The sequence below is a fragment of the Acidovorax sp. LjRoot129 genome (genome assembly GCF_964253765.1).
Classification (GTDB): domain Bacteria; phylum Pseudomonadota; class Gammaproteobacteria; order Burkholderiales; family Burkholderiaceae_C; genus Acidovorax.
The window spans coordinates 558707-585206 of record NZ_CAXUSE020000001.1; the positions used below are offsets into that span (position 1 = coordinate 558707).

The 26500-nt window shown below is 67.2% G+C and carries 25 protein-coding genes; 13 read left to right on the plus strand and 12 right to left on the minus strand.

The features are described 5' to 3' along the window. The first annotated feature begins 12 nt into the window (after nt 1-12). Entirely contained in the window at nt 13-411 is a 399-nt protein-coding gene (locus tag ACSQ3Q_RS02655) for a DoxX family protein (RefSeq protein WP_436132870.1), read from the plus strand. Continuing rightward, complete coding sequence (locus ACSQ3Q_RS02660; RefSeq protein WP_436132871.1) at nt 401-2059, plus strand: MFS transporter; 1659 nt, start codon at nt 401-403, stop codon at nt 2057-2059. The genes ACSQ3Q_RS02655 and ACSQ3Q_RS02660 overlap by 11 nt, the downstream gene beginning before the upstream one ends. A gap of 44 nt (nt 2060-2103) precedes the next feature. On the opposite strand, the gene ACSQ3Q_RS02665 is transcribed toward ACSQ3Q_RS02660, so the two are convergent. The 3 genes from ACSQ3Q_RS02665 to ACSQ3Q_RS02675 form a co-directional block, all read right to left on the minus strand. After that, nucleotides 2104-2523, minus strand: a complete 420-nt coding sequence (locus ACSQ3Q_RS02665) for an Hsp20/alpha crystallin family protein (RefSeq protein WP_436132872.1) — start codon at nt 2521-2523, stop codon at nt 2104-2106. A gap of 50 nt (nt 2524-2573) precedes the next feature. Further along, nucleotides 2574-3011, minus strand: coding sequence for an Hsp20/alpha crystallin family protein (locus ACSQ3Q_RS02670; RefSeq protein ID WP_436132873.1), 438 nt, complete (start codon nt 3009-3011; stop codon nt 2574-2576). A 290-nt stretch (nt 3012-3301) separates the two neighbouring features. After that, the gene (locus ACSQ3Q_RS02675) at nt 3302-5434 is read right to left on the minus strand and encodes a molybdopterin-containing oxidoreductase family protein (RefSeq protein ID WP_436132874.1); all 2133 of its coding nucleotides are present in this window, start codon (nt 5432-5434) and stop codon (nt 3302-3304) included. Nucleotides 5435-5589: 155 nt separating this feature from the next. On the opposite strand from ACSQ3Q_RS02675, the gene ACSQ3Q_RS02680 reads away from it, so the two are divergent. Next, the gene (locus ACSQ3Q_RS02680; RefSeq protein WP_436132875.1) at nt 5590-6738 is read left to right on the plus strand and encodes an ABC transporter substrate-binding protein; all 1149 of its coding nucleotides are present in this window, start codon (nt 5590-5592) and stop codon (nt 6736-6738) included. Nucleotides 6739-6884: 146 nt separating this feature from the next. On the opposite strand, the gene argE is transcribed toward ACSQ3Q_RS02680, so the two are convergent. Next, on the minus strand, nt 6885-8057 hold the full coding sequence (gene argE, locus ACSQ3Q_RS02685; RefSeq protein ID WP_436132876.1) for an acetylornithine deacetylase: 1173 nt from the start codon (nt 8055-8057) through the stop codon (nt 6885-6887). A 76-nt stretch (nt 8058-8133) separates the two neighbouring features. Between argE and ACSQ3Q_RS02690 the strand changes: the two genes are divergently transcribed. From ACSQ3Q_RS02690 to ACSQ3Q_RS02710, 5 genes are all read left to right on the plus strand, one after another. Further along, nucleotides 8134-9345 carry a M20 aminoacylase family protein gene (locus ACSQ3Q_RS02690; protein WP_436132877.1) on the plus strand — a complete coding sequence of 404 codons (1212 nt, stop codon included), beginning with the start codon at nt 8134-8136 and terminating at the stop codon, nt 9343-9345. A gap of 109 nt (nt 9346-9454) precedes the next feature. Beyond that, nucleotides 9455-10552 (plus strand): M14 family metallopeptidase, encoded by a 1098-nt coding sequence (locus ACSQ3Q_RS02695; protein WP_436132878.1) that lies wholly within the window; start codon nt 9455-9457, stop codon nt 10550-10552. 265 nt (nt 10553-10817) lie between these two features. After that, nucleotides 10818-11105, plus strand: coding sequence for a hypothetical protein (locus ACSQ3Q_RS02700; protein ID WP_436132879.1), 288 nt, complete (start codon nt 10818-10820; stop codon nt 11103-11105). A gap of 39 nt (nt 11106-11144) precedes the next feature. Continuing rightward, nucleotides 11145-11849, plus strand: a complete 705-nt coding sequence (locus ACSQ3Q_RS02705) for a response regulator transcription factor (protein WP_436132880.1) — start codon at nt 11145-11147, stop codon at nt 11847-11849. Between the two features lie 200 nt (nt 11850-12049). After that, entirely contained in the window at nt 12050-13693 is a 1644-nt protein-coding gene (locus tag ACSQ3Q_RS02710; RefSeq protein WP_436132881.1) for a tannase/feruloyl esterase family alpha/beta hydrolase, read from the plus strand. Between the two features lie 66 nt (nt 13694-13759). Here ACSQ3Q_RS02710 and ACSQ3Q_RS02715 read toward each other — a convergent pair whose 3' ends face one another. Continuing rightward, on the minus strand, nt 13760-14749 hold the full coding sequence (locus ACSQ3Q_RS02715) for a tripartite tricarboxylate transporter substrate-binding protein (RefSeq protein WP_436132882.1): 990 nt from the start codon (nt 14747-14749) through the stop codon (nt 13760-13762). Nucleotides 14750-14788: 39 nt separating this feature from the next. Next, a complete protein-coding gene (locus ACSQ3Q_RS02720; protein WP_436132883.1) occupies nt 14789-15955 on the minus strand; it encodes a mandelate racemase/muconate lactonizing enzyme family protein in 1167 nt (388 codons plus the stop codon). 108 nt (nt 15956-16063) lie between these two features. Here ACSQ3Q_RS02720 and ACSQ3Q_RS02725 point away from each other — a divergent pair, with 108 nt between their 5' ends. Beyond that, nucleotides 16064-16987 carry a LysR family transcriptional regulator gene (locus ACSQ3Q_RS02725; RefSeq protein WP_436132884.1) on the plus strand — a complete coding sequence of 308 codons (924 nt, stop codon included), beginning with the start codon at nt 16064-16066 and terminating at the stop codon, nt 16985-16987. 91 nt (nt 16988-17078) lie between these two features. On the opposite strand, the gene ACSQ3Q_RS02730 is transcribed toward ACSQ3Q_RS02725, so the two are convergent. Then, complete coding sequence (locus ACSQ3Q_RS02730) at nt 17079-17459, minus strand: tautomerase family protein (protein ID WP_436132885.1); 381 nt, start codon at nt 17457-17459, stop codon at nt 17079-17081. A 95-nt stretch (nt 17460-17554) separates the two neighbouring features. On the opposite strand from ACSQ3Q_RS02730, the gene ACSQ3Q_RS02735 reads away from it, so the two are divergent. After that, nucleotides 17555-18412 carry a LysR family transcriptional regulator gene (locus tag ACSQ3Q_RS02735; protein WP_436132886.1) on the plus strand — a complete coding sequence of 286 codons (858 nt, stop codon included), beginning with the start codon at nt 17555-17557 and terminating at the stop codon, nt 18410-18412. Between the two features lie 25 nt (nt 18413-18437). On the opposite strand, the gene ACSQ3Q_RS02740 is transcribed toward ACSQ3Q_RS02735, so the two are convergent. Continuing rightward, on the minus strand, nt 18438-19004 hold the full coding sequence (locus ACSQ3Q_RS02740) for a DUF922 domain-containing Zn-dependent protease (protein ID WP_436132887.1): 567 nt from the start codon (nt 19002-19004) through the stop codon (nt 18438-18440). Nucleotides 19005-19018: 14 nt separating this feature from the next. Then, nucleotides 19019-20656 (minus strand): wax ester/triacylglycerol synthase family O-acyltransferase, encoded by a 1638-nt coding sequence (locus ACSQ3Q_RS02745; protein ID WP_436132888.1) that lies wholly within the window; start codon nt 20654-20656, stop codon nt 19019-19021. 160 nt (nt 20657-20816) lie between these two features. Between ACSQ3Q_RS02745 and ACSQ3Q_RS02750 the strand changes: the two genes are divergently transcribed. Continuing rightward, nucleotides 20817-21071 carry an acyl-CoA-binding protein gene (locus tag ACSQ3Q_RS02750; protein WP_436132889.1) on the plus strand — a complete coding sequence of 85 codons (255 nt, stop codon included), beginning with the start codon at nt 20817-20819 and terminating at the stop codon, nt 21069-21071. Nucleotides 21072-21157: 86 nt separating this feature from the next. Here ACSQ3Q_RS02750 and ACSQ3Q_RS02755 read toward each other — a convergent pair whose 3' ends face one another. Both ACSQ3Q_RS02755 and ACSQ3Q_RS02760 read right to left on the minus strand, forming a co-directional pair. Then, nucleotides 21158-22390 carry a CaiB/BaiF CoA transferase family protein gene (locus tag ACSQ3Q_RS02755; RefSeq protein WP_436132890.1) on the minus strand — a complete coding sequence of 411 codons (1233 nt, stop codon included), beginning with the start codon at nt 22388-22390 and terminating at the stop codon, nt 21158-21160. Further along, nucleotides 22383-23315: a hydroxymethylglutaryl-CoA lyase gene (locus ACSQ3Q_RS02760; protein WP_436132891.1), complete on the minus strand. Its 933-nt coding sequence runs from the start codon at nt 23313-23315 to the stop codon at nt 22383-22385. Before ACSQ3Q_RS02760 ends, ACSQ3Q_RS02755 begins: the two co-directional genes overlap by 8 nt. 165 nt (nt 23316-23480) lie before the next feature. Here ACSQ3Q_RS02760 and ACSQ3Q_RS02765 point away from each other — a divergent pair, with 165 nt between their 5' ends. Both ACSQ3Q_RS02765 and ACSQ3Q_RS02770 read left to right on the plus strand, forming a co-directional pair. Further along, entirely contained in the window at nt 23481-24221 is a 741-nt protein-coding gene (locus ACSQ3Q_RS02765; RefSeq protein WP_436132892.1) for an IclR family transcriptional regulator, read from the plus strand. Between the two features lie 154 nt (nt 24222-24375). Beyond that, nucleotides 24376-25464: an ornithine cyclodeaminase gene (locus ACSQ3Q_RS02770; RefSeq protein ID WP_436132893.1), complete on the plus strand. Its 1089-nt coding sequence runs from the start codon at nt 24376-24378 to the stop codon at nt 25462-25464. A gap of 297 nt (nt 25465-25761) precedes the next feature. Here the strand turns inward: ACSQ3Q_RS02770 and ACSQ3Q_RS02775 are convergent, their stop codons facing one another. Further along, nucleotides 25762-26484 carry a nitroreductase gene (locus ACSQ3Q_RS02775; protein WP_436132894.1) on the minus strand — a complete coding sequence of 241 codons (723 nt, stop codon included), beginning with the start codon at nt 26482-26484 and terminating at the stop codon, nt 25762-25764. Nucleotides 26485-26500: the final 16 nt, after the last annotated feature.

The following is a 26500-nucleotide window of genomic DNA, read 5'->3' on the forward strand; positions in this document are numbered from 1 at the left end:
GTGCAGCACGCATTGCAAACCGCCGCCACCGCGCCCTGGGTGCAGACGCTGGCGCTGCTGTGCCTGTGCGCCGCGTACCTGCAGGGCGGCATTGGCAAGGCCCGCGACTTTGCGGGCGCCGTGTCCGAGGTGCGCTCGCTCGGCCTCGCGCCCGCCGCGCCCATCGCTGCTGCCACGCTGGTGCTGCAGCTCGGAGCCTCGGCGCTCATCCTGTCGGGCTGGTACCGCTGGATCGGGGCGCTGGCCCTGGCGGGCTTCACCGTGCTTGCCGCCTTGCTGGCAGACCGCTTCTGGGCCGCGCCGCCGGCTGATCGACAGCGCAGCGCCAACGCATTTTTTGAACATTGGGGCCTGGTGGGCGGCATGCTGCTCGTCGCCTGGCACGACCTCGGAGGCCACCATGCCGGATAACCCACACGATCACCACCACCACACCTCTGCTGCTGCAGCGCCCGCACCTGCGGCACCCGTCGCATCCGGCAGCTTCGCGCCGCTGGCCATCCCCGTCTTCGCGGTGCTCTGGGCCGCCACCGTGCTGGGCAATATCGGCAGCTTTATGCGCGACGTCGCCAGCGCCTGGATGGTGACCGAGCTCTCTTCCAGTCCCACCGCGGTCGCGCTGATCCAGACCGCCGCCACGCTGCCCGTCTTTCTGCTCGCCATCCCAGCGGGCGTGCTGTCGGACATCCTGGACCGCCGCCGCTTCCTCATCGGCGTGCAGGTGCTGCTCGCGGCCGTCAGCGGCACGCTGCTCATCCTGGCCAACACCCACACGCTGACGGTGGAGTGGCTGGTGGCCCTGACCTTCGTGGGCGGCATCGGTGCTGCGCTCATGGGCCCCACCTGGCAGTCCATCGTGCCCGAGCTGGTGCCGCGCAGCGAGCTCAAGAGCGCCGTGGCGCTCAACTCGCTGGGCATCAACATCGCACGCGCCATCGGCCCGGCGGTGGGCGGCCTGCTGCTGGCCAGCTTCGGCGCGGCGATGGCCTACGGCCTGGACGTGCTGAGCTATGTGTTCGTGATCGCCGCGCTGCTGTGGTGGAAGCGCCCCCAAGCCGAGGCGTCGGGTTTGAACGAGCAGTTCTTCGGCGCCTTCCGTGCCGGCGTGCGCTACGCCCGCGCCAGCCGCGAACTGCATGTGGTGCTGCTGCGCGCGGCCGTGTTCTTTCTGTTTGCCAGCTCCGTCTGGGCGCTGCTGCCGCTAGTGGCGCGCCGCATGCTGGGCGGCTCGGCAGGCTTTTACGGTGTGATGCTGGGCGCCGTGGGCGCGGGCGCCATTTTGGGCGCCGTGCTGCTGCCCCGTTTGCGCAAGCGGCTCGACACCGACGGCCTAGTGCTGCTGGCATCCCTGCTCACCGCCGCCGTCATGGGCGTGCTGAACGTGGCCCCGCCCCAGTGGGCCGCCGTGGCGCTGATGCTGGTGCTGGGCCTGGGCTGGATCATCGCGCTGACCACCCTCAACAGCGTGGCCCAGGCCGTGCTGCCCAACTGGGTGCGCGGCCGAGGCCTGGCCATCTACCTCATGGTCTTCAACGGCGCGATGGCCGCCGGCAGCCTGGGCTGGGGCCTCATCGCGGGGCAGGCCGGCTTGCCGGTCACGCTGCTGATGGGCGCAGCCGGGCTGGTGGTGGCGTCGCTTATTTTTCACCGCGTGAAGCTGCCCACCGGCGAGGCCGACCTGCAGCCGTCCAACCACTGGCCCGAGCCCCTGCTAGCCGAACCCGTGGCGCACGACCGCGGGCCGGTGATGGTGCAGATCGAATACCGCATCGCCAAACCCGACCTGCCCGCCTTCCTGCAGGCCATGCAGCACCTGTCCCAGGAACGCCGCCGCGACGGCGCCTACGCGTGGGGCGTGGCCGAACACACCGGCGAGCCGGGCCGCGTGATCGAGTGGTTCCTGGTCGAGTCCTGGGCCGAACATTTGCGCCAGCACCACCGCGTGTCGAAGGCCGATGCGGACCTGCAGGCGGAGGCACTGCGGTTTCATCAGGGGGCGGAGCGGCCCGTGGTGCACCACTTCCTGGCCCTGAACGCGCAGAGCGCCACCACGCCATAAGGCATGGGCAGCGCTCTGCGGCGCGGGCAGGTTGCCTCTGGCCCTCAGGCCGCCTGCACCTCGATGCGCCGTGGCTGCGCGTGTTGCGCCTTTGGAATGCGCAGCGTCAGCACGCCTTGCGCCAACTCGGCAGAGACGCGTTCGGTGTCGAGTTCCTTGCTTAGCGTGAACACGCGGCGAAAGCGCGCGAGGCCCACTTCGGTGTGGCTGGACGTCAGGCCCTCGGGCACGCTGATGTCGGCCTGGGCTTCGATGGTGAGCGTGTCCGACTCGACCTGCAGGTGGAGCTTGTCGCGGTTCACGCCCGGCAGGTCGGCATACAGCGTGATGCCGTTGGCGTCCTCGATCACATCCACGGGCGGGGTCAGGGTCGCGTCGCTGTAGCGCGAAGTGTCCTGGCGCTCTGGGGTGCTGGGGGAGGTGCCTGGTGAGGTGCGTTGTGAAGTCTGTACATCGTTGCGCATGGCAATGCTCCTTGTGGGGTGTCCTTTCTCTGGGATGTCTGGCGTGCCGGTCACTGCACGGCAATGCGCCGCGGCTGGGCCGACGCGCGGCGCTGCACCGAGATGCGCAGCACGCCGTCGCGCAACTGCGCATCGACCGCGTCGGGGTCGGCGTCGTCGGGCAGGGTGATCGCGCGGCGGAAGCGCCCGTCAAAACGCTCATTGATGTGCGCCGTGGCCTTGGCGTCGGCGCTGGCCAGCGGGCTCTTGCGCTCGCCGGCAATGCTCAGCAGCCCGCGCTCCAGGTTCACTTCGAGCGTGGCCGGGTCGACGCCTGGCGCAAACGCGTAGATCTCGATGCTCTGGGGCGTGCCGCCGACATTGATGGCGGGAAAGCCGTTGCGGGCCAAGCCGCGGATGGTGGGAGACAGATCGTAGGCCTGCTGCATCTCGCGTTGCAGGCGATCCATCTCGGCGAACACGTCGCGCGGGAACAGGGATCGGTACATGGCGAAACCTCCGTAAGTGGTTCAACTACAAAACGGAGCGCCGAAGGCGTTGTGCTTGAGGTCCCCAGCGCTTCCGGTTCCTGAACTGGAATCGGCGCGCAGGTTTTCAAGAGGGGCGTTTGCAAAATTTAGTGGGCGCGCTGGAACGCGCGGGCAACCCCCGCAGCGGCCGCGAGTGGTGCGGACACCGGCTGTACCAGAAAAATCAAGTCAAAATGGCCGCCAGCGCTTAATCCATAAGCGCTAACAGCTATTAAATAAATAGCAATTTGCTGCGGGGCGGCTGCGACTTAAACCAACGGTGCAGCCGACAGCGGCGCCCCGGCCACGGCGGTGGCCGGCGCCTGCACAGCTTCCACCTCCACCAGGCAGTCATAAAACGTCGGCGCCCGCCCCAGGTCCGTCAGTGCCTGGCTTGTCACTTCGTTCACGTTCGTCCCATCGAGCCCCAGCTTGCGCCACCAGATGCCCAGGCCGTTGACCACGCCGGGCCGTGCGCGGCGGGAGACGGTGGCGTGGCACAGGTAGCTGCCGCGGTCGTTGAACACGCGCACCACGGCGTCGTTGGCGATGCCGCGCGCTTCGGCGTCGTCGGGGTGGATCTCCAGCAGCGGGCGGCCTTCGATGTTGCGCAGGCTCGTCACGTTCACGAAGGTGGAGTTCAAAAAGTTGCGCGCGGGCGGCGAGATCATGGCCAGTGGGTAGCGTGCGTCGGTGCCCTGCAACTCGTAGTTGGGCAGGTGGTCGGGCAGGCCGTCCAGGCCCTGGGCGGCCAGGCGGGCGCTGTAGAACTCGCACTTGCCCGACGGTGACGGGAAGTTGCCCTCGGCAAACAGCGCATCGGGAATGGCTATGGTGGCAAAGCCCTGGGATTCGAGCAGCGCGTAGTCCACGGCATCGCCAAAGGCCTGGCGGCACAGTGCCTCGTCGGTGTCGGCAAAGCAGGGGTCGGCAAAGCCCATGCGCGCGGCCAGGTCGCGGAAGATCTGGGCGTTGCTGCGGGCCTCGCCCAGCGGCTCGATGGCGGGGCGGTTGAGCACCACGTCGGTGTGGCCGTACGACAGGTGCACGTCCCAGTGTTCGAGCTGCGTGGTGGCGGGCAGGATGTAGTCCGCGTAGTCGGCGGTGTCGGTCTTGAAGTGCTCCAGCACCACGGTGAACAGGTCTTCGCGCGCAAAGCCCCGCACCACCTTGCCCGAGTCCGGGGCCACCGCCACGGGGTTGCTGTTGTAGACCACCACGGCCTCGACCTTCGGGCCGAAGGCGGGCGACGCTTCGCGCAGCAGGTCGTCGCCGATGGTCGTCATGTTGATCGTGCGCGGCACGCGCCCTGAGGCCGCCTGGGGCATCAGATCGGGCCGCTGCAGCACCGCGCGCTGTGCGGGGAACTGGCCGGAACTGGACAGCAGCAAGCCGCCGGCGCGGTGGCGCCAGGCGCCGGTGAGGGCGGGCAGGCAGGCCACGGCGCGCACCGCGTTGCCGCCGCCGCGCACGCGCTGCATGCCGTAGTTCAAGCGGATGGCGGCGGGCTGGGTGGTGCCGTAGTCTCGGGCCAGCTGGCGGATCTGCTCGACCGGAATGCCGCAGACCTCGGCAGCGCGCTCGGGCGGCCACTGCAGGGCGCGTTCGCGCAACTGGTCCCAACCCAGCGTGTGGCGCGCGATGTAGTCGTGGTCCAGCCAGTCGTGGGCGATCAGCTCGTGCATCAGCGCCAGGGCCAGCGCGGCGTCGGTGCCGGGGCGCAGGGCGATGTGCTCGTGGCACTTGTCGGCGGTCTCGCTCTTGCGCGGGTCGATGCACACCAGCTTGGCGCCATTCCTCTTGGCCTGCTGCGCATAGCGCCAGAAATGCAGGTTGCTGCCGATGGAGTTGCTGCCCCAGATCAGGATGAGCTGCGATTCGGCGAAGAACTCCACCTTCATGCCCACCTTGCCGCCCAGGGTCTGCGTCAGCGCCTCAGCCCCGGCCGATGCGCAGATGGTCCGGTCCAGCAGCGATGCGCCCAGCTGATGGAAGAAGCGGCGGTCCATGCTCTCTCCCTGCACCATGCCCATGGTGCCAGCGTAGCTGTAGGGCAGGATGGCCTCGGGGTTGCGGGTGGCGATGGTCTTGAGGCGCTGGGCGATGTCGGCCAGGGCCTCGTCCCAGCTCACCGGGGCAAACTGGCCGCTGCCTTTGGCGCCCGTGCGCTTGAGCGGGGCGAGCACACGCTCGGGGTGGTAGCTGCGTTCGGTGTACTTGCTCACTTTGGCGCACAGCACGCCGTCGGTGTGCGGGTGCGCAGGGTTGCCCTGCACGCGGGTGGCCACACCGTTTTCCACCGTGGTCAGCAGCGCGCAGGTGTCGGGGCAGTCATGGGGGCAGGCGCCACGCACCTGGACGGGGATAGCTGGCGGCGAAATCGTGGCGGAAGGCGTAGACATGTGTGGAGCGATCGTTAAACTGCCGAAACGTTGGAAATGGCGTGCATATCTCCTGTCACAACAAAAAATCGTGCGCGCCGTTTTTCCAGCAGGCTGCTCACCGGCAGCGTCGAGGGGTCAACCTCGTTGTGTTTGACAAGAAGAGAGATTTCACCATGAAGCAAACAGCATTGGGGCGCAGGCAGTTTTCCATCGGCGTCGGCGCGGCTGCGCTGGGCGGCTTTCAGGTGGCGCAGGCGCAGGGCGAAGGCCGCATTGTGCTGGGGCAGTCCGCCGCCTTCACCGGCCCGGCCGCCCAACTGGGCCTGCAGTTCAACCTGGGCGCCAAGCTGTTTTTCGACCAGCTCAATGCCCAGGGCGGCGTGGGCCGGCGCACGGTGGAAATCCGCACCATGGACGACGGCTACGAGCCCGACCGCTGCGCCGAAAACACCAAGAAGCTGATCGCGGACGAAGTGTTTGCGCTGTTCGGCTACATCGGCACCCCCACCAGCCTGGCCGCCCTGCCGCTGTTCACCCAGGCCAAGGTACCGTTTTTTGGCCCGTTTACCGGCGCCGAGGCGCTGCGCCAGCCGTTCAACCGCCTCATCTTTCATGTGCGCGCCTCGTACTACGAGGAAACCGCGCTGATCGTGCGCCAGCTCACCAACCTGGGCCTCAAGAAGATCGCGGTCTTCTACCAGAACGACGCGTACGGCAAAGCGGGGCTGGACGGCGTCACCAAGGCCCTGACCGAGCTCAAGCTGGCACCCGTGGCCACGGCCACGGTGGAGCGCAACTCGGTGGACGTGAAGGCTGCGACCGAAAAACTCGTGGCCGCCAAGCCCGACGCCGTGGTGCAGATCGCCGCGTACGCCGGCAGCGCGGCGTTTGTGCGCGCTGCCCGCAAGGCGGGTTTTGGCGGCACGTTCTACAACGTGTCGTTCGTAGGCACCCAGGCCCTGGCCGACGAGCTGGGCAAGGACGGCGCCGGCGTGGTGGTGTCGCAGGTCGTGCCCTCGCCCTACCAGCCCTCGCGCCAGATCACGCGCGAGTTCCTGGAGGCCATCAAGAAAGGCGGCGACAAGGTCCAGGCCAACTACTCCAGCATGGAAGGCTACGTGGCCGCCCGCGTCTTCACCGAAGGCCTGCGCCAGGCCAACGGCAACGGCAAGATCACGCGCGACAGCCTGATTGGCGGGCTCGAAGGTTTGGGAACGCAGACCATCTCGGGTTTTCAGGTGTCCTACGGCCCCAACGACCATGCGGCGTCGCATTTTGTCGAGATGTCGATGCTGACGGGCGACGGCCGCGTCAGGACTTGATACCCCCCCTGAGCCGCGCTTCGTGTCTTCCCCACAAGGGGCGCCACCGGTAGCCTGGCAAAGCCAGTTCCACGGGGGCCCTGGCGGGGCCGCGCCAGGGGCCTGCGATGGGGCTGGCGTACCGATAACCCCGTAGCCATTCCAGGTCAGTCGATGGACGTGGTGCGCGCCAACCCCTGCATGAAGGCCTCGCAACGCGCCAGCTGCGCCAGGCTCACGTATTCATCCGGCTGGTGCGCCTGCTGGATGCTGCCGGGGCCGCAGACCACGGTGGAGATGCCAGCGTTCTTGAACAGGCCGGCTTCGGTGCCGAAGGCGACCAGGGTGGTGCTCTTTTCGCCCGACAGGGTCTGCGCCAGGCGCGTCACCGGGTCGTCCTTGCTGCCCAGAAAGCTCGGGATCTCGCAGATGGTTTCAAACGAGAAGCCGGCCGCAGGCGCGACCTGCTGCATGCGCGGCTCCAGTGATTTGGCGTACGCCACCACCTCTGACTGCATCTGCGCGGCGTTGGCCGTGGGCAGGTCGCGGAATTCGTAGCGGAACTCCGCGTCGCGCGGCACCACGTTGTCGGCGATGCCGCCGTGGAACTGCCCCACGCTGGTGGTCGAGAACGGCACATCGAAGCCTTCAAAGCGAGGCTCCTCGCGCTCGAAGCCCTCACCCATGTCGCGCAGGCGGCTGACCACGCGAGCGGCCATTTCAATGGCGTTGACCGAGTAGGGCGTGAGCGAAGAGTGCGCTTCCTTGCCGCGCACGCAGCACTTGTAGCGGTACACACCCTTGTGGGCGATGGCGGGCACCATGCTGGTGGGCTCGCCCACGATGCAGGCCAGGGGTTTGATGTTTGCGCCCTTCAGATCGGCGATGAGTTCCTTCACGCCAAAGCAGCCGATCTCTTCTTCGTAGCTGAACGCCAGGTGCACTGCAAAGGGTGCGTTGCTGTTTAAAAACTGCTCGGCCTGCGACACGGCGATGCCGATGAAGGCTTTCATGTCGGCACTGCCGCGGCCATACAAGCTCGGGCCCTCGGGGCCGTCTTTGATCAGCGCGCTCAGCGGGTCCATGGTCCAGTCCTGGCCGTCCCACGGCACGGTGTCGGTGTGGCCCGACAGGATGATGCCGGCGGGCTTGCCTTCGCCCAGCGTGGCAAACAGGTTGGCCTTGGTCTTGTCTTCGTTGAAGGTCAGCCGGCTGGCTACGCCCAGCTTGGCCAGATAGTCGCGGATGAAATGGATCAGCTCCAGGTTGGAGTGGTGGCTGACGGTGTTCATGCGCACCAGGGTTTGGGCGAGTTCGAGGGCGTGGGGGGAGAGCTTCATGTTGCAGTGCAAATAAACCCCGGGTGGCGTCGGGCTGGCCAGCGGGCTAGACTGTGAGATCGTAAGGATGCATATCATGAACGTTATCGATTCCATCGTCACGCAGGCGGCCAGCATTGCCGCGGTGCGCAAGGACATTCACGCCCACCCAGAGCTGTGCTTTGAAGAAGTGCGCACGAGCGATGTGGTGGCGCAAAAGCTCACCGAATGGGGCATCCCCATCCACCGCGGCATGGGCAAGACCGGTGTGGTGGGCATCGTCAAGGGCCGTGACGGCGGCGCCAGCGGCCGGGCCATCGGCCTGCGCGCCGACATGGACGCCCTGCCCATGCAGGAGTTCAACACCTTCGCCCACGCCAGCAAACACCAGGGCAAGATGCACGCCTGTGGCCACGACGGCCACGTGGCCATGCTGCTCGCGGCGGCCCAGCACTTTGCCAAGCACCGCAACTTCGACGGCACTGTGTATTTGATCTTCCAGCCCGCCGAAGAGGGCGGCGGCGGTGCCCGCGTGATGATCGAAGATGGCCTGTTCGAGCAGTTCCCCATGCAGGCCGTGTACGGCATGCACAACTGGCCGGGCATGCCGGTGGGCACCTTTGCCGTGAGCCCCGGCCCGGTGATGGCATCGACCAGCGAATTCAAGATCACCATCCGGGGCAAGGGCGGCCACGCCGCGCTGCCCCACACCGGCATCGACCCGGTGCCGATTGCCTGCGGCATGGTGCAGACCTTCCAGACCATCATCAGCCGCAACAAGAAGCCGGTGGATGCGGGCGTGATCTCGGTCACCATGATCCATGCGGGCGAGGCCACCAACGTGGTGCCCGACAGCGTTGAGCTGCAGGGCACCGTACGCACGTTCACCGTCGAGGTGCTCGACCTGATTGAAAAGCGCATGCGGCAGATCGCCGAGCACACCTGCGCCGCGCACGATGCCACCTGTGAATTCGAGCTAGTGCGCAATTACCCGCCCACCATCAACTCGCCCGCCGAGGCCGAATTTGCCCGCAAGGTCATGGCCGGCATCGTGGGCGAAGAGCGTGTGCTGCCCCAGGAGCCCACCATGGGGGCGGAAGACTTTGCCTACATGCTGCAGGCCAAGCCCGGCGCTTACTGCTTCATTGCCAACGGTGACGGCGCGCACCGCGAGATGGGCCATGGCGGCGGCCCTTGCATGCTGCACAACCCGAGCTATGACTTCAACGACGACTTGATCCCGCTGGGCGCCACGTACTGGGTCAAGCTGGCCGAGGAGTGGTTGGCGCAGCCGACGACGGCGGCCTGAACTCCATCGCGCTACAGCTGCAGATTTTGGTTCTGTCTTGAAACCCTGGGCGCCTCGTGTGCCCCGGGTTTTCTTTTGTCCCCTTCCCGACCCCTTGAAAGCCCCGCCCATGATCGGCATCCCCAGCGCCTTTTCCGCGAGCTACGCGCAGGCCCGCACCAAGTTTCTGGAGGGCGCCGCCGCAGCCGGCCTGCCCATCGAATCGCACGCTCACCCACTCAAGGGCCGTGACGGCGAAGACCTGGCGATGGACGTGGTGCGCGATGGCCCGTTGGACGCCACCCAGCTGCTCATCGTGAGCAGCGCTTGCCACGGCGTGGAAGGCTACTGCGGCAGCGGCGTGCAGGTGTTTGCGCTGCACGACCAAGAGTGGCGCGACAAGGCCCACGCCGCCGGCGTGGCCACGCTGTACATTCACGCGCTCAACCCGTACGGCTTCTCGCACGTGCGCCGCTTCACGCACGAAAACGTGGACCTGAACCGCAACTTCCAGGACTTCAGCAAACCCCTCCCCGTGAACCAGGCCTACCGCGAGGTGCAGCCCCTGCTGCTGCCCGAGCAATGGCCGCCCTCGGCCGAGAATGCCGCAGCCCGGCAGCAGTACATCGACGCCCACGGAGAGGCCGCCTGGCAGGCCGCCATCTCGCAGGGCCAGCACGAGTTTCCGCAGGGCGTGTTCTTTGGCGGCACCGAGCCGACCTGGAGCAACCGCACGCTGCGCCAGGTGCTGCGCCAGCACGGCGCCCGGGCATCGCACATCGCCTGGATCGACCTGCACACGGGCCTGGGCCCCAGCGGCCACGGCGAGCGCATCTATGCCGGCAAGGACGACGCGCGCTCGGTGGCCCGCGCCCGCGCCTGGTGGGACGGTGGTGGCGCCACGCCCGTCACGTCCATCTACGACGGCTCCTCGACGTCGGCCTTCCTCACCGGGCTGATGTGGAACGCGATCTACGACGAGTGCGCCCATGCCGAGACCACGGGCATTGCGATGGAATATGGCACCGTGCCGGTGCTGGAGGTAATGGACGCCATCCGCGCAGAGCAGTGGCTCAACCTGCACCCCGAGGCACCGGCCGAGCAGCATGCGCAGATCAAGGCGCAGATGCTGGCCGCGTTCTACACCGACACCGATGTGTGGAAGGGCCAGATCGTGAGCCAGGCGCGGCAGTCCATGTTCCAGGCGGTGGATGGATTAGCGAGCTGATTTGGCATCAAATAGGGCGCCAGCGCTTGATTGATAAGCGCTTATAGCTATAAAAATAATAGCATCGGCGTCCTGTGAGGACAGCGCCGCGGGTGGGCCAGCGGCCCAGCTGCGCATGTGCAAGGCGTGCCGTGGCGTGGCCCTGGGCGCGGTGGGTGCCTGCGCCGCGGGCTACCATCGCCTGAAAAATCAGGAGACACACCATGGCCCCTGTCCACGTCTTTGGGCCCGATGAACACGGGGCCCAACAATCGGCGCAACCCGCATGCCCATAAGCCCGCCCGAGTCCGCCGCGGCGCGTGGGGCGCCGCCCGCGCAACCTCCGTCTGGTGGTCCATTGCGCGCCCTGAGCCGCGGTCTGCTGCGCCTGTCGGACCTGGCCCAGCAGGCCCAGCCGCAAGACATGCTGCACCAGGCCCTCGACGTTCTGCGTGCGCTGGTCCCGTTTGATTCCGCCTGGTGGGGTGAGGTGTCCGCGGGCGACGTGCATGTGGCACCGCGCAACTGGCTGCACGGCAGCATTGGCTTGAGCCAGAGTTTTGCGCAGGAGTGAAATGAACTCGCGGCCGAGGACGAGTTTGCGCGGGTCTCCATGGTGCGGCTTGGGGTGGTGATCCGCGAGCGCGATGTGATCGGCGACCTGCCGGCGCACCCCGAGGTGATGGCCTTCAGCCAGCGCCACGGCCTGTACCACTGCATGGCCATCACCGCCGAATTGCCGCACAGCGGATTGATGTTTTTCGTCTCGATCTACCGGCCGCCCACACGATCCGAATTTACGCAGGAAGAGACCGTGTTGTTTGGCGAGTTTGTCGTGCACCTGCTGCAGCACTGGCACCACGTGCTGCAGCGCTTGCAAAGCGATTCGCCCACCCGGCCGTGGGGCAGTTTCGCGCTGGCCGAGCCGTCGGGCGAGCTGTTGTTTGCGGGGCTGCGCATCAGCGTGGCGCTGAGCGAAGCGTGGCCCGAGTGGGCGGGCACTCGCCTGCCGCCCGACGTGATCGAGGCGCTGGCGCGCGCGCCGTGCAGCCTCACGGTCGGAAAGTCCAGCCGCCTGCAGCTGGCACCCTGCGGCCCGCTCGTGGCCATCAGCCTGGCGTCGCGCCACCAGCGGTCGCCGCTGGCGCCGCGCGAGCTGAGCGCGGCCACGCTGTACGCCCACGGCCGCTCGCACAAGGACATCGCCACGACGCTGGGGCTCACGCCCGCCAGCGTGCGCACCTACCTGCGCACCGCGTACGCGGTGCTCGGCGTGCGCAACAAGCTCGAGCTGGTCGCGGCACTGCGCAAGGTGTAGCGGCAGCGGATTTGCGCCTTGGCGCGCCTGGCTCGCGGGGTGCTGCGGCGCTTGGTAGTTTCCCGCTCCCTCTGCATTTGCAGAGGCTGCAGCGGCGCCTGTTTTTCCTATCGTGCCCACCGGAGCCGCAAGGCCTGCGGTGGCTTTGTTCCCGCACGGGCCGGGCTTCTGAAGCACCAACACAACAGGAGACTTCCCGCATGATCCCGAGCACATCCACCGCCGCCCTGGCGCCCTGCCCACCAGCACCCCGCCTGGCCTCGGAAGGGCGCAGCGCTGTCCACGCCCTGTGCGCCTTGTCCGCAGCCCTGACCCTCACCGCCTGCGGTGGCGGCAGCAGCGGCAGCACCGCGCCGCTGGCCAGCAAACCGCTGGCCGAAGCCTGCGCGGCCTACACCACCGCCGCCTTGCCCCACGGCGCAAAAATCACGCGCACCGAGGTCCGCAAGGCCGAGGGCAGCCTGCCCGAGGTCTGCATCGTGCGCGGGCAGATCGTGTCCTCGCCCGACTCCACCATCCAGTGGGCGGTGGAGCTGCCCACGCTGAGCCTGTGGAACGGCAAGACGCTCACCATCGGCGGCGGGGGGCTCGATGGCTTCATCCCGACCGACGACCCGTGGTACCAGCAACTGGTGGGGCCGTCGGCCAACCCGTACTTGAAGATCAGTTCGGACTCCGGCCACCAGAGCCGCGGGTTCGAATGGGCCAAAAGCGATGTCGCCCTGCGCAACCACGCGTTCGACGCCAACCATTTCGTGCTGGAAGTGGGCACCGCCATCGCGACCGAGTTCTACGGCAAACGCCCGGTGCGGCGCTACCACATGGGGCATTCCAACGGCGGGCGCTCGGGCCTCATATCCACCCAGAAGTACCCCAAGGACTACGACGGCGTGGTGGCCATGGAGCCCGCCATCAGCCAGCAGGCGCACCAGGTCAACCTGGGGCCCAACGTGGTCCGGCACATCTTCCAAAACCGCGACAACTGGCTCAGCCCCGCCAAGGTCGCGCTGTACGCCAAGGCCGAGACCGCGGCGTGCGATGGCCTGGACGGCCTGAAGGACGGCATCATCGGCAACGTCGAGGCCTGCAGCTACGTGCCTACTGACCTGCTGTGCAAAGGTGCTGACAGCGACAGCTGCCTGACCGCCGGGCAGATCGAATCCATCCGGCGCATCTACAGCGACCACAAAACGCCCGTGACCCTGTCGCGCGGCGCGGTGGGCTACCCGCGGTTCGGACGCGGCGGCGCGGCGACCTCGGACTGGCAGTCGTACATGTTCGGCACCAGCTTCGAGGCGCGCGACTCGTTCAACCACATGGCCGTGACCGAGGCCGCGAAGGTGGTCGAAGGCAACCCTGCCGCCGACGTGCTGAGCCACGACCCGACGCAGTACCCGGCGCAATATCTGCGCCTGGCCGAGATGATCGACGCGACCGACCCCGACATCGGCGCCTTTGCCGACAACGGCGGCAAGCTACTGATCTGGTACGGGCTGTCGGACACCTGCGTGTCGTTGTACCGCACGGCGGAATACTTCGACTCTGTGAAGCAGCGTCTGGGCGCGGGCAAGGTGCAGGGCTTTGCCCGCATGCTGACCTCGCCATCCATCGGCCACAACCTGGATGGCCCGGGAACGAACCCGCTGTCGATCGACCTGCTGGCCGCCATGGATGCGTGGGTCGAAAAAAGCACCGCGCCCGACGCACTGGTCGCCACGCAGTTTGGAGCAGATGGCACCACCGCCATGGCCAAGCGCCCGGTCTGCGAGTTTCCGAAGTTCCCGCGCTACAACGGCGCGGGCGACCCGAACAAGGCGGAGAGCTTCACCTGCTCTGCGACTTGAGCGATCGTTGAAGGTTGGGGCAAGGGCGTGCCACAGGGCGTGTCCTTGCCATTCCTGGCAGCACCATCAATCGGCCGTATCGCCGGAGTCCTTGATGATCTTGCCCCAGCGGTTCATTTCGCTCTCCACGTACTTCTTGTGTTCTGCGGGCTCCAGCCGCGCATCCGTCACCATGCGCACACCCAGGGCCTCCTGGCGCTGGATGAGTTCGGGGTCTTTGAGCGCGGCGCGGATGGCCGCGTTCAGCTTGGCGAGCACGGCGGGCGGCGTGCCCCTGGGGGCATACACCCCATGCCACACCGACATCTCAAAGCCCGCCAGCCCGGCCTCGGCCAGCGTGGGTGTCTGCGCCAGCGAAGGCAGTGCCATCCGCTGCTTGCTGGTCACGCCAAACACCTTGACCTTCTTGGCCTCGATCTGGGGCACGGCGTTGGTGGCCTGCTCGCACATCAGGTCCACCTGCCCACCGACCAGGTCGGTCATGGCGGGTGCCGTTCCCTTGTAGGGCACGAAGGTCATCTTTGATTGCAGGCTGGCCTGCAAGACCAGTCCGCACAGGTGGGAGGCCGAGCCTACGCCCGCATTGGCCATGTTGACCTTGCCATCGTTGGCGCTGATCCACTTGCGCAACTCTGCGAAGTTGGTGGCCGCCAGCCCCGGCTTGCCGATCAAGGTCGAGGGCGCTTCATTGATGAGCCCGAGGTACTCAAAATCCTCCAGCGTCTTGTAAGGCAGCTTCTTGTAGAGCGCGGGCGCGGTGGAGATGCCAATGTGGTGCACCAGCAGGGTGTAGCCATCCGCCGTGGCGCGTGCCACACGGGCTGCGCCAATCGTGCCGCCCGCTCCCGCCGTGTTGTCGACGATGACGGTCTGCGCCAGAGGCTTGCGCAGCGCCTCGGCCAGGTCACGGGCGATCTTGTCGCTGGGGCCGCCCGCGGAGAACGGAACGACCAGCGTGACGGGTTTCTCCGGAAACTCCGCCCACGCGCTGGTGCAGCTGCTGGCGGCGATCAGCCCCATGGCTGCGGCTACCGTCCCTTGTTTCAAAATGCCCATGACTTGTCTCCTTCAGGTGGTGTTTTTATGGGGCGCAGATCAGGCGGACAGCGCCTGCATCTGTGCGTACAGATCGGCCTTGCCTTCGAAGCCAATGCCGGGCAGGTCGGGCAGCGTCACGTGGCCGTCCACCACCTGCACGCCGTCCGGGAAGCCGCCAAAGGGCTGGAACAGGTCGGGGTAGGACTCGTTGCCGCCCAGGCCGAGGCCGGCCGCGATGTTCAGCGACATCTGGTGCCCCCCGTGCGGGATGCAGCGGCTGGCCGACCAGCCGTGTTCCTTGAGCATGTCGAGCGTGCGCAGGTACTCCACCAGGCCATAGCTCAGGGCGCAGTCGAACTGCAGCCAGTCCCGGTCGGCTCGCATGCCGCCATAGCGGATGAGGTTGCGCGCGTCCTGCATCGAGAACAGGTCCTCGCCCGTGGCCATGGGGTTCTTGTAGTAGTTGCGCAGCGTGGCCTGCAGCTCGAAATCGAGTGGGTCACCGGGCTCCTCGTACCAGAACAGGTCGTACTGCGAGAGCGCCTTGGCGTACTGGATGGCCGTGTCCAGATCAAACCGGCCGTTGGCGTCCACGCACAGCTTCTGGCCGTCCTGCAGCACCTCCATGATGGAGTCGATGCGGCGCAGGTCTTCGTCCAGCGAGGCGCCACCGATCTTCTTCTTGACCACGGTGTAGCCACGGTCGATGTAGCTCTTCATCTCGTCCTTGAGCTTGCCGTGGTCCTGGCCCGGGTAGTAGTAGCCGCCAGCCGCATACACAAAGATCTTGCGGTTGGGTGTGCCGTTCCCGTAGCGGTCGGCCAGCAGCTGGAAAAGTGGCTTGCCCTCAATCTTGGCCACGGCGTCCCACACGGCCATGTCGATGGTGCCGATGGCCACCGAGCGCTCGCCATGGCCGCCCGGCTTCTCGTTGGTGAACATGGCGTTCCAGATCTTGTGCGGGTCCAGGTTCTTGCCGCTGTCGTCGATCAGTGAGTCGGGGTTGGCTTCGAGCACGCGCGGAATGAAACGCTCGCGCATCAGCTTGCCCTGGCCGTAGCGGCCGTTGGAGTTGAACCCATAACCCACCACCGGCTTGCCGTCACGGACCACGTCGGTGACCACCGCCACCAGGCTCAGCGTCATCTTGCTGAAGTCGATGTAGGCGTTGCGGATGGGCGAACTGATGGGGATGGTCTTCTCTCTGATCTCAACGATTTTCATGCGGTGCTCCGGGTGTCGAAACGAATGTCGGGATCGGTATGATCCGCAGCCGCGCAGCGTTTGACCAATGCCGTTTTTCTTCTCTTCAATGCTTTCAAGGCACCAGCTATGCACATCTCCTGGCTCGAAGATTTCCTGGTGTTGGCGGCGGTCGGAAACTTCTCGCGCGCGGCGGAAGATCGCCATATGACGCAGCCTGCCTTCGGTCGCCGTGTGCGGGCGCTGGAGGAATGGCTAGGCGCCGAGCTGTTTGACCGCAGCACGCAGCCGGTCAAGCTCACGGAGGCGGGGTTGTGGTTCCAAGGCGTGGCGCCCGAGCTGCTCGCCGAAGTGGCACGCCTGCCCGGCGCCGCGCGCGCGGTGGCCGAAGCGAACTCCAGGAGCCTGCGGTTTGCTGCAACACACGCGCTGTCACTCACCTTCATGCCGGGGTGGCTGCGCAGCTTTGAAGCACACACCATGGCGGGCACCCTGCAATTGGAGTCCGACATGCTGCACCGCTGCGAGGCGCTGCTGGCCCAGAGCAAGGTGCAGTTCGTGATGTGCCATGCGCATGCGTTGGTGCCGGGGCCGCTGCAGGTGCAGGGCTACCCGTCCCTTTGCGTTGGCACCGATGTCCTGATCCCCGTGTGCGCTGCTGGGCCAGACGGCCGGGCCCAGCACAGCCTGGAGCATTCCGCGGCAATGGCGCCGCTGCTGGCCTATAGCGTGGAGTCCGGGCTGGGCAATATCCTGCACAAAACCATCGACCATGCGCTCCGGGGCGAGCGCACCCAGACGGTCTTCACGGCGCATCTTGCCTCCGTGCTGCGGACCATGGCGCTGGAAGGGCGGGGCATCGCGTGGCTGCCCCGCAGCCTCATCGAAGCAGACCTTGCGGCGGGCAAGCTGGTGGCCGCTGCGGCAGCCGCATGGAATGTCGATCTGGAGGTGCGGTTGTACCGGGCCCATGCGCCGCTGGGGCAGGCAGCACAAGCGCTGTGGGATGCCGTGGCGCTGTCGTTGGAATGCGGGGCTGCAGCGCGCTCGTAGCAATGGGACCGGCGCGCTGTGCGATGCCGGAGGAGATGGCGGCGCTGCTGTCCGCGTTGCTGCGGCCGTACATGCAGCAAGGCGCGCAACCCTACGCGTACTGCGCCAGGCCGTGCCCGAAGGACCAGTTCTCCTTGGCCACTTCCACGATGTTCACGAACACATCCTCGGGCCTGAGGCCCGGGCTTTCGCCCAGCAATTGGGCGATGCGCGCGAACAGCGCCTTCTTCTGCTCCAGGCCGCGCGTGTTGTTGGCGGTGATCTGGATGAACACCACGTCGTCGCTGCGCGCCACGCCCAAGTAGGTGGGGCTGTAGCGGAAGTTCGCGGCGTCGTGCTCGGTGATGGTCATGAACTGGTCGTCCTCGGGCACGTTGAAGGTCTCGCGCATTGCGCGGTACAGCGTATCGAAGATTGCTTGGCGGTAGGCCGCGGGCTTGCCGGCGCGCATGGCAATGTGGATGAGGGGCATCGCAAGGTCCTTTCTGAACAACAAAAGAAGAAGCTGGCGAAATGCTATCCATATGGATATGCTATGGATATCTATTTCAGAAATATTGAAATCAAATGGTTGAGCGATCCCTGGACCTCGATGCCGTCGAGGCCTTTGTCCGCATTGCCGAGCTGGGCAGCTTCACCCGTGCGGCCGAGGCCATGGGCACGGCGCAGGCGGCGGTGAGCCTCAAGCTGCAGCGGCTGGAAGCCCGACTGGGCTGCAGGCTGGTCGAGCGCACCCCCCGGCATGTGGAGTTGTCGGCCCGGGGCGCGGCCTTTCTGGAGCATGCGCGCGGGCTTCTGGCCGCGCACGACCGGGCGCTGGCCACGTTCGCGCAGGCCCGCCAGCGCCTGACCCTCGGCATCAGCGACCACGTGGCTGGGCCGGAGCTGCCTGCGCTGATCGCCCGCATGAATGCGCAAGACCCGCAGCTTCTCATCGAGATCCGCATCGGGTCGTCGGGCGACCTGCTGCAAGCCTACGACCGGCGCGAGCTCGATGCGGTGCTGGCCCGCATGCATGTGGGCCGCAGCGACGGCGAACTGCTGGCCGAAGAGCCCTTTGGCTGGTTTGCCGCCCCCGGGTGGCAGCACCGCGCCGGCGAGCCTTTGCCCCTGGCCACGCTGGCCGAGCCCTGCGGTGTGCGGGCGATGGCGGGGCGGTCGCTGGATGCTGCCGGCATTGCGTGGGCCGAAGTCTTTGTGGGCGGTGGCGTCGCTGCCGTGGCTGCGGCCGTGATGGCCGGGCTGGGCGTGGCGGCGCTGGCGCCGCGCATGCTGCCGCTGGGGGCGGTGGACGTCGCTGCGCGCCTGGGTCTGCCCGAGTTGCCGCGCCTGCCGGTGCTGCTGCACACACGGGTCACGGACGGCCGGCCGCGCGCTGCGCTGGCAGCGCTGTCGGCGGCGTTTCGCAGCGCAGTGCGGGGATAGCAACGGCGAGCGGCTATCCCCAGAACTACTCCAGCTTCGCGCCCTGCGATGCGCCGTGGCGCGTGTCCCGGTCGTACTGCTTCTCGCGCTCGGCGTGCTCGCGCAGCAGGCGGTGGCCGAGTGCATTGGCCTCGCGCTCCAGCGTGGCGCAGTCGGGCGCGGTGGGCAGCTGTGCAATGCCCTCATCAATCGCGCGGGCGGCATCGCGCCCGAACTGCACATGGCCCTGCTCGTGGTGGGACAGGGCCGAGAGGTAACGGTCAAACAGCGCGCGCTGGTCTGGTGCGGCGTTCTGCAGCTCGGGTAATTGCACCTCGGTGCGCAGCCGCGTGGTGACTTCGGTGATCCGGCAGCGGCCCGACGAAGGCTCCGGCCGCCAGCGAAAAGTCCAGCGCACGTTCCAACGTGTGTACCCGTGAAATCGTTGGCCGCCCACGGTGATGGGCGAGGCCGCATTGAGCGCCTGGCGCAGGGATTCCGTGGGCTGCGCGTGCACGGTGTAGGGCCGCGCGTGGTGCTCCTCGATCACAGCCGCCTGCGCACCACAGACCGCCCCTGCGCACAGCGCCGTGAGCAGGGGAATGGCGTTCACCGTGGGCAGTCGCTTCATTCGCCCCAGGGCAGCATCAGCGTGAGGAGCGAGAGCTGGGCAAATTCGGGCGTGAACGCATCGATGATGCGCTGCGGCTCGGGGCAGAGCGTGGTGTCGGTGATCACCCCAAACTGCACCCCGCCGCCGTAGCTCAGGATGGAAACCCCCAGGCCAATGTCGCCCGACTGCGGCACCCAGAACATGCACTGCGTGACGCGCGATCCGCACAGCGTGAGCTGCTCCTTGGGGCCCGGCACATTGGTCATCACGGCGGTGGTCTTGCGGCCAAAGAGATTGAGCAGCGCGTCCTGCGCGGGCTTGATCATCAGCCCCGCCACGGCCAGCATCGCAAACGCCAGGATGGGCTGCGTGCTGCCTTTGAGGGCATTCATGCGCCGGCGCACTTCGTACACCCGCTCCACCGGGTTGGCCATGCCAATCGGCAGCACCAGCGGCACCAGGCCGAAGCGGTTGCCCAGTTTCCAGGCCTCCTCCATGGGGCGCAGGTTGACGGGGATCATCGCGCGGATCTCCTGGCCCGTGGGGTCGTCGCCCTCGCTGCGCAGGTAGCCGCCGATGGCGCCCGCCACACACGACAGCAGCACATCGTTGATCGAGCAGTTGAGCGCCTTGCCGACCGCCTTGACCTCTTCGAGCGGGATGGGCGCGCACCAGGCCACGCGCTTGGCCTGGCCGGGCTGGCCCTTCAGGCGCGTGGGCGAGTCGTCGGGCATGAGCGCCAGAGCCGCCGCATCGCTGACCAGCTGGTAGGCCACGCGCGCCATGTCCAGCGTGCCCGACAGGCCGCTTTGCATCGTCTTCTCGGGGTCGCCCAGCATCTGCAGCGATTTGGCCGCGCTGTCTCCGGCCAGGTCCAGCGCCTTCACCGTCATTCCGGTGAAGGGCTTGATGAGCGTGTCAGCGATCCAGTCCTCGGCGGTGGCTGCCTGTTCGCGCTCTTTGCGGCTGCGCTTGGGCGGCTCGGCGCCGCCGTCCACGATGGACATCGTGACCGAGATCAGCGCGATGCCGTCGGCGATGCAGTGGTGGATGCGCACGATGAGTGCGCTGCCCTTTTGGCCATCGTCGCCGGTGAAGTCTTCGATCAGGTGCATCTGCCACAGCGGGCGGCGCGGGTCCAGTGGCTGCATGGCCAATTCGCCGACGCGGTCTTGTAGGGCACGCTGCATGCTCTCGCCCTTCTTCCCTCCAGGCAGCTTTTCGCGCAGCACATGGGCCGCGATGTCGAAGTTCCGGTCTTCGACCCAGGTGGCGCCCGCCGCGTCTTCCACCACGCGCTGGCGAAACCGCGGGTACTGCAGCAGGCGCTGCTGCACGCGCTCGCACAGGGCCTCCCACCCGATGCCCGGCGAGAGCGTCCACACGCCGTTGATCATCATCAGGTTGCTGGCCGAGTCCATGCGCAGCCAGGCGGTGTCGACCTTGCTCATGCGCTCGCCCGACAGGCCCAGCATGCCGGTGGCGGCGCGGCGCACGTTTTTTTGCACCACGGTGGCCGCCTTGCGGGCGGCGGGCGGCAGGGCCTGCGCGGCGCGGCGCGCCACTTCAGGCGCCTGGGCGCGCACCTTGCGTAGGGGGCTGGTGGCGCCTTCAGGGGCGGGGGCGCTGGGGGCGGAGATGCGGGTCACCATCAGATGTACACCTGTTGTGGTTGTTTTTGGGGGCTTGCCTCTATGGATGGCACCGCTGGGCGCAGTGACAAGACCGTAAGATACAACGCAGCAAACCCTTGCCAACACCGTTCTTTCCCTCCCCCATCCCCTTTCGTTTTTCCATCCAGGAGCAACCGACATGGCCGATCTGAACGCCACCTTCGAAGCCGCTGTGGCCAATTCCAAGAACCTCAGCGAGCGCCCCGACAACGCCACGCTGCTCAAGATCTACGCGCTGTACAAACAGGCGACCACCGGCGACAACACCGAAAAGAAGCCCAGCTTCACCGACATGGTGGGCCGCGCCAAGTGGGATGCGTGGAACAACCTCAAGGGCACCGAGGCCGATGCAGCCAAGCAGCAGTACATCGACCTGATCACGTCCTTGAGCTGACCCGAAGCGGGGCGGCATTGCCCAAAAAAGAAGCGGCCTTGGCCGCTTCTTTTTTTTGCCCGCGTTGAAGCGAAATATGAATGAAATCAGGCCCCAGCGCTTGATGGATAAGCGCTAAGCGCTTCTATTTTTATAGCATCGTAGCCCAGCTCTGCCAATAGTTCCGCGTTGTGCTCACCCACCTGGGGCGGCGACAGGCGCACGCCGGGACGCTGGCCATCCAGGGCCAGGGGCAGCAGCACCGTCTGGGTGGCGCGGCCGTCGGGCAGGGTCATGGGGGCCAGGGCGCCGGTGGCGTTCAGGTGCGGGTCGGTGAGCAGGTCCTCTGGCCGCGTGATGGGCGCAAAGGGCAGGGCGTGGCGCTCGAACACGTCGGCCAGGTGCGCGGCGCTGAAGGGCGCAAGCCGCTCACGCAGCAGCGGCATCATCCACGCGCGTTCGCGCACGCGGTCGTTGTTGCTGGCCAGGCGCGGATCGGCCTTCAGGTCGGCAAAACCAAAGGCATCGCAGAACAGCGCCCAGGCGCCGTCGCTGACCACGGCCAGGAAGATCTGCTCGCCGTCCTTCACCTGGAACACGTCGTAGATCGCCCAGGCCGAGATGCGCGCGGGCATGGGCGCCGCAGGCTGGCCGGTGACGGCGAACTGCATGATGTGCTGCGCGACGAGGAACACGTTGTTCTCGAACAGCGCGCTCTGCACCTCCTGGCCGCGCCCGGTTTTTTCGCGCTGGGCCAGCGCGGCCATGGCGCCGATGGCGCCGAACATGCCGCCCATGATGTCGTTCACGCTGGTGCCCGCGCGCAATGGGTCGCCGGGCCGGCCGGTCATGTAGGCCAGGCCGCCCATCATCTGCACCACCTCGTCGAGCGCCGTGCGGTGGTCGTACGGGCCGGGCAGAAAGCCCTTGTGGCTCACGTAGATGAGGCGCGGGTTCAGGGCCTTCAGGCTCGCGTAGTCCAGGCCCAGCTTCTGCATGGTGCCGGGCTTGAAGTTCTCGCTCACGATGTCGGCCGTGGCGATCAGGCGCAGCATGGCCTCCTTGCCCTCGGGGGTTTCCAGGTCCAGCGCCAGGCTCTTCTTGTTGCGGTTGAACAGCGGGAAGAAGCCCGCCCCCGACCCGCGCAGCTTGCGCGTGGCATCGCCCTCGCGGCCGTGGCCGATGGGCTCGACCTTGATGACCTCGGCCCCCAGGTCGGCCAGCACCAGGCCGCAGGTGGGGCCCATGACCATGTGGGTGAACTCCACCACGCGGATGCCGGCGTAGGGCAGGTTGGTTTGGCCCTGGCTCGGGGCGGTTCCCTCATCGTTCTCAAGCATGTGTTGTCTCCTGCGTCCAGCCTTTGGGCAGCCCCGCCTCGGGCGTCATGCCGTACACCGGTTCGCCGGGCAGCCCGGCCTGCAGGGGGATGCGCGCCGCGAACAGCCGGGCCAGGTCCACGCCGGTGGTCACGCCCATGGCCTCGAACATGAACACCAGGTCTTCGGTCACCACATTGCCCGAGGCGCCCGGCGCATAGGGGCAGCCGCCCAGGCCGCCCAGCGATGCGTCGAAGGTGCGCACGCCCACGTCGTACGCGGCCAGGCAGTTGGCCAGGCCCAGGCCGCGCGTGTTGTGCATGTGCGCCGCGCCCGCGTGTGTGCCGATCTCGCTGCGCAGCCGGGTGAACAGGCGGCGCACCTGCGCGGGGTTGGCCATGCCGGTGGTGTCCGACAGGCCCACTTCGTCCACGCCCGCCGCCACGCAGGCGGCGGCCAGGCGGATCACATCGTCCTCGGGCACCTCGCCCTGCAGCGTGCAGCCGAAGGCAGTGGAGATGCCCACCTCCACCAGCACATGGGGCGCGGTGTCGGCCCGCAGGCGGGTGATGGCGCGCAGCTCGGCCACCATCTCTTCGGGGCTCTTGCGCACGTTGGCCTGTGAATGCGCCGCGCTGGCCGACACCGGCAGGGTGATCTTGTGCACGCCGCTGGTCAGCGCCGCCTCGGCGCCGCGCAGGTTGGGCACCAAGGCCATCACGGTGATGCCCGGGTGGGTAAGCGCGTGGCGAACCACCTCGGCCACGTCGGCCATCTGCGGCAGCAGGCGTGCGGGCACAAACGAGCCGACCTCGATCTCGCGCAGGCCTGCGGCGACGAGCGCGTCGATCCAGCGCAGCTTGTGCGCCGTCGGCATGGTGGCCTTCACGGACTGCAGGCCATCGCGCGGGCCTACTTCGCTGATGAGGATGTCGGGGGTTGCCATGGTGGCCTTTCTATTGCAGCAGAGGCGGCTTTTGGGGCTTGACGCTGTGGGGGTACGTTGTTCTAATAGATAGAACACTATTCCTTCTATTGAAATGATTGGCGTTTTGGCCCGCGCCGTCAAGTCCGGTGTTATGGCCCCTGGCGTCCGAAAGCTTTCTCAACCATGCCCCGCAAATCCGCCCACGAATCCCTGGCCGATGCCGATGCTGCGCCCGGCGGGGTGGCCGCCGTAGACCGCGCGCTCACACTGATGGCTGCTTTCCGCCCGGGGGAAGATGCGCTCGCGCTGGCTGACCTGGCCACGCGCACGCAGTTGCACAAAAGCACCGCGCTGCGGCTGCTTGCGTCTTTGGAGCATGCACGCTGGGTGCAGCGCCTGGCCGATGGCCGCTACGCCCTGGGCTCGGAAGTGGCGCGGCTGCACGCGCTCTATGCCGCTTCGTTCTCGCTTGACCGCGTGGTCCTGCCGGTGCTGCGCGACCTGGTCGCCGCGACAGGCGAGAGTGCGGCCTACCACGTGCGCCAGGGGCAGGGCGCAGACGCGGTGCGGCTGTGCCAGTTCCGAGTCGATTCGCCGCACCCCGTGCGCGACCACATTCGCGCGGGCGATGTGCTTCCTCTCGGCCGGGGCACCGGCGGGCGCGTGCTGGTGGCGTTCGACCCGGCGCTCAGCCGCTCACTGGGCGCCAAGGACCGCGCGCTGTACGCCCGCATCCGCGCAGACGGCTACATGGCCGGCGTGGGTGACCGGCTGCACGAGGTGGCAGGCATCTCGGCCCCTGTGTTCCATGCGGACGGTACCGTCGCTGCATCGGTTACGCTGACCATGCCTGCGCACCGCTATGACGAACGCTATGTGAAGGCTGTTCTGGAGGCAGCGCGACGCCTGAGCGGCCAGGTGTAGGCAGTTGCCGGCGCAGGGGAAAAACGCGGCGACCGGTCAGAAAGCCAGTTTGTCCTGCCACTTCGCCAAAGTGGCCTGCAATATGCGGCAGTTCTGACCATTCCCATTGCTGCAGTGCTCCGGGAGACTTGTCTCATCCTTCCGGAGACACAACATGGCGCATCCCAACAGCCCCACCACAGCGACCTTTTCCACCCTGTACCTCAGCGCACCCGCGGTCATCGAACTGGTGCGGCGCAAAGGCATCGAAGCCTGCCTGCGCGGTATTGCCGACAACATCCATGCCGACTTCCTGCGCTGGGAGTCGTTCGACAAATCGGCGCGCGTGGCCTGCCACTCCAAGGACGGCGTGATCGAGCTCATGCCGATTGCCGACGATGCAACTTACGCCTTCAAATACGTCAACGGCCACCCGCGCAACACGCGCCATGGCCTGTCGACGGTGATGGCGTTTGGCGTGCTGGCCGACGTGGCGACCGGCGCGCCGGTGCTGCTCAGCGAACTCACGCTCACCACCGCGCTGCGCACCGCCGCCATGTCGGCCGTGGCCGCGCGGGCGCTGGCGCGACCCGGCAGCCGCACCATGGCGCTGATCGGCAACGGCGCGCAAAGCGAGTTCCAGGCGCTCGCCTTCCACCACCTGCTGGGCATCACGACGCTGCGGCTGTTTGACACCGACCCAGCCGCCACCGCCAAACTGCAGGCCAACCTGCAGGGCACGGGCATCACCGCCATCGCCTGCGCCAGCACGGCCGACGCGGTGCGTGGCGCGGACATCGTGACCACCGTGACGGCGGACAAGACCAACGCCACCATCCTCACGCCTGCAATGCTTTCGCCCGGCATGCACATCAACGCGGTGGGCGGCGACTGCCCCGGCAAGACCGAACTGCATGCCGATGTGCTGCGCGCTGCCCAGGTGTTTGTGGAGTACACGCCCCAGACGCGCATCGAAGGGGACATTCAGCAGCTGCCCGCCGACTTTGCAGTGACCGAGCTGTGGGAGGTGCTGGCCGGCCGGCTCCCAGGCCGCGGCGGCCGTAGCTCCGATGAGGCCATCACCGTGTTCGATTCCGTGGGTTTTGCGCTGGAGGATTTCTCGGCCCTGCGCTTCATGCGCGACACGGCGCAGGCGCTGGGCGTGGGCGAGCGCATCGAGTTGATTCCCGCACTGGCCGACCCCAAGGATCTGTTCGGCGTGCTGCACGCGCGCAGCAGCCCCTTGCTGCGCGCAGCGGCCTAAGAACCTGTTCAAGATCTTTTCGGGGTCGCATTGGAGTGCCATCGGGATGAGTGGATGCTTCGGATGCGCCGCGTGGGCTCATGCCCATGCAAGCAGCCGGGGCGCCACGCACTACCAAGTTCATCGGCCCGATTTCACTCCAACCCTTCGGGCAAGTGCCTTGCCGGGCGGTCTGCGGCGTTGCGGCGCTTGCCAATAGCACAGGCTATTGGCTGCGCACCGCGCCTTGCATCCCATCCTTGCAAGGTACTTGTGCGACCCCGAAAAGACCTTGAACAGGTTCTAACAACGGCCCCGTCAGTCGCGCCACACCACGCTGTCGGCCGGGTCGGCCCGCGTGGTGCGAAAGTGGTTGGCGGGGTGTGAAAGGTCTGCCAGGCCAAACGAGATGCCGCAGACAATGGTGCGGTCGTCGCCAATGCCCAGCACCTCGCGCAACACCCCCGGATAGGACGCGAGCGCGGCCTGCGCGATCGAACCCACGCCCAAGCTGTGCGCCGCCAGCATGAAGCTCGACACATACGCACCGCAATCGACGGCGCCGTAGGTGCCCAGCGCCTCGTCGCTGGTGACGATGGCCACGTGCGGCGCGCCGAACATCCTGAAGTTCTGCGCCGCCTGGCGGGCCGACGCTTCCCGGTCGCCCTTGGCAATGCCCAGGGCTTCGTACAGGCCCCAGCCGCATTCACGGCGGCGCTCCTGGTACACGCCGCGGTACTCGCGCGGCCAGGGCAGGTCGGGCACGGGCCGCGTGGTGGGGGCCACTGCCGCAAACGCTTCACGCAGGCGGCTGAGCGTGGCGCCGCTGGCGATGTGCACCTGCCAGGGCTGCGCGTTGCACCAGGAGGCGGTGCGCTGCGCGGCGGCCAGGATCTGCTCGATGGTGGCGCGCGGCAGCGGCTCGGGCTGGTACGCGCGGCAGCTGTAGCGCGTGTGCAGCAGGGCCTGGAGCGTGTCGAACGCCGTGGCGCCAACGGGTGGCAGGACAGCGGCGCTGGCCGAGGTGGTGGACGTGGTCATGGGGCAGGAGGCCGCG